The organism is Prochlorococcus sp. MIT 1303 (assembly GCF_001631965.1).
GTDB classification, from domain to species: domain Bacteria; phylum Cyanobacteriota; class Cyanobacteriia; order PCC-6307; family Cyanobiaceae; genus Prochlorococcus; species Prochlorococcus marinus_D.
Genome location: NZ_LVHK01000010.1, coordinates 1 through 2,909, shown reverse-complemented (window position 1 = coordinate 2,909; position 2,909 = coordinate 1). Strand labels below are relative to the sequence as shown.

Sequence of the window (2,909 nt, the reverse complement as noted above, 5' to 3'; positions counted from 1 at the left end):
GGTTTTAAGAATCTTGAGGGGCGTCAGGAGAATTTTCATGCATTCTTGGTGCGTCAGTTAGCAGAACCACCCTCTGGACTGCTGCCTACTAAAAGTCAGGCTCGTCTCAGCCAGTTAGCTGAAGCCTAAGGAGACAATCAGACCTAGTCGGACGAGCTAAAATGAAGAATAAATAAAGTTGAAAGGGCTCCATGAAAGTTGGAATCATGCAACCCTATTTTTTGCCATACATAGGATATTGGCAATTAATTGAAGCGGTAGATACATTTGTGATACTAGACGACGTAAACTACATAAATCGAGGGTGGATAAACAGAAACATAATAAAAGTAGCGAATACACAAAAATGGATTACTGTGCCAATTAATGGAGCAAGTCAAAACAAACTGATTTGCGACTTGGGGATAAAAGAAGACCTAGGGTGGAGGGAGAAGATGCTAAAAACAATAAAACATTCATACAGAAGTGAGATAAATTTCCAACCTACGTACGAATTATTCGAGGAAATCATGGTCGAGTGCAGTGGCAATTTGAGCAAGTTTTTACATAAAAGTATAATAGCCATGTGCGAAAGTCTATGTATTAAGACAAAAATCATTGCTTCAAGTAGGATTTATCCAAAGGGAAATCTGAGAGGAGCATCGAGAATCATAGATATATGCAAGAGACTTGAAGCAACAGAATACATAAATCTAACAAACGGATCAAAATTATATAATTACGATCAATTCAAGGAAAGTAATATAACACTGCACATTATGAAAGAGCACGGAACAATGGGTGGTCAATCAAACAACCGGCCAAGCCGCAAGACATATTCGATACTACATACATTAATGTACGAAAAAGTAGATAAGCAATTTTTACTAGAAAATCACTAGTTCAAATTCATGGAAAACAGATTATGTTGATTGAAATTATTGCAGAAGCACTTAACACCGATCCCGAAAACCTAAGAGAAGGAACAGAGTTGAAATCAATAAGAAACTGGGATTCCATGACACATATGATTATGATAACTAAAATAGAAGAAAGGCTCAATATTGAGTTTACAGGTGATGAGATAGCAACAATGACAACAATAAAGGACATCAAAGATATTCTATTTAAAAATGGCAAGGTGGAATGAAAGAAATTAATAATAGCGTTCTGATAACTGGTGGCTGCCGAGGTGTAGGAAGAGCAATACTTGAAGAATTAATAAAAGATGGTTACGAAATAGGTGTTTTTGAAAAAGACGAAAAAAGTTGTTCAAAACTCAGGATTGAGCATGGTAAAAATGTTAAAGTATGGCAATGTGATGTTTCTAGCTATATCATGGTGAACGAAACAATAAATAGAATGTGGAATTCAGGATTTCAACCAAGTACTCTAATAAATAATGCAGGAATAATACATAGCGAGCCACTAGTAAACTTTAGGAAAACCAATGAAAGAATACATTCTGTGGAAAACTGGGAAAAAGTACTGAGAAACGATCTGAGCTCTGTGTTTTATATGACCGGCGAGTTAATAAATAAACTAATAGAAATCAGGCGAAAAGGTGTCGTGGTGTCTATAAGTAGCATTGCAGCTTATGGAAATTCCGGTCAGACCGCTTATAGTGCAGCCAAGGCAGGTGTTAACGCATTAACAAAGACATGGGCTAAAGAACTTGGACCTATGGGTTTTAGATTCGTTGGGATAGCGCCGGGTTATCTTGAGACTAATTCGACTATTGAATCTACAGAAAATAATCTTTTGGAAAGATTAAAAAATGAAATTCCTCTCAGAAAACTAGGAGATCCTAGTTCAATCGCTCAGATGATCAAAGCAGTAATCACAAATGAATACATTAATGGTGCAATTATTGATATAAATGGGGGTCTAACATTATAAATGAATTTAACCAAGACATGAATTTGTTTAAACGGTTTACTCAAGTCGTTGCCAGAAATAGTAACGGCAAAGCAATAGTCTACGCGAAAAATCTAGAGTTTGTTAGTTATAGGAGGTTGCTTCACTTAACAGAAAACTGTTCGAAGTTTTTAATCTCAAGAAACTGTAAAAAAGGCGATGTAATAGCTGTATTTCATAACAAATCCACTGAGGCCTACGCAACAATGTTGGCATGCATTAGGCTAGGCTTAATATATACAAATTTAGATGATCAATCTCCATGGGGGAGACTTGAGAAAATTCTTGACAACTCTAATCCAACACTAATAATTGTATTCAATAACGACAATCAAAACATTAAAGAGCTCAAGAATAAGTACAACGACCGCGTTGTTCAAGCCGATGGGATTAAATTAAACGAATCATCAGTACAAGATAGTAAATTACCATCTATAGATATAGTAGAACAACATGATCCGGCTTATATTATGTATACATCTGGTTCGACAGGAACACCTAAAGGTGCTGTAATCACAAATCAAAATTTATTAGTGTTTATCGATTGGGCATTGGAGAATTTCAACATTAAGCAAGAAGATAGATTAACAAATCTGAATCCGATGTATTTTGACAACTCAGTCTTTGATTTTTATTTGGCTTTTTTTTCAGGTGCAACACTGGTGCCATTCTTGAGGGAAGAAGTCAAGAAACCAAAAAGACTTTTACACCTCATCAATAAGTCAAAATGTACAATATGGTTTTCTGTTCCCTCATTACTGGTATACCTAACATCTACAAAATCATTTGACGATGATTCGTTGATGTTTGTCAGAAAAATTTTATTCGGTGGAGAAGGATTTCCAAAGAAGATATTATTAAAGATGTTCAGGAGATTTTCATCAAGAATAGAATTTGAAAATGTGTATGGACCAACTGAATGTACCTGTATTTGTTCAAGCTATAAAATCTCTGAAAAGGATTTTGAGGACATGCAAGAGCTTCCACCACTAGGCGTAATACCAAACCATTTT

At 35.4% G+C, this 2,909-nt stretch carries 4 protein-coding genes; all 4 read left to right on the top strand.

Annotated features, from left to right (window positions below; genetic code table 11):
* Positions 1–191 precede the first annotated feature (191 nt).
* On the top strand, positions 192–881 hold the full coding sequence (locus PMIT1303_RS00390; RefSeq protein ID WP_063397069.1) for a WbqC family protein: 690 nt from the start codon (positions 192–194) through the stop codon (positions 879–881).
* A gap of 23 nt (positions 882–904) precedes the next feature.
* The gene (locus PMIT1303_RS00385) at positions 905–1,129 is read left to right on the top strand and encodes an acyl carrier protein (RefSeq protein WP_063397068.1); all 225 of its coding nucleotides are present in this window, start codon (positions 905–907) and stop codon (positions 1,127–1,129) included.
* On the top strand, positions 1,126–1,878 hold the full coding sequence (locus PMIT1303_RS00380; protein ID WP_063397067.1) for an SDR family NAD(P)-dependent oxidoreductase: 753 nt from the start codon (positions 1,126–1,128) through the stop codon (positions 1,876–1,878). Before PMIT1303_RS00385 ends, PMIT1303_RS00380 begins: the two co-directional genes overlap by 4 nt.
* Positions 1,879–1,895: 17 nt before the next feature.
* The coding region (locus tag PMIT1303_RS00375; protein WP_156486848.1) for an AMP-binding protein at positions 1,896–2,909 on the top strand (1,014 nt) is incomplete at its 3' end.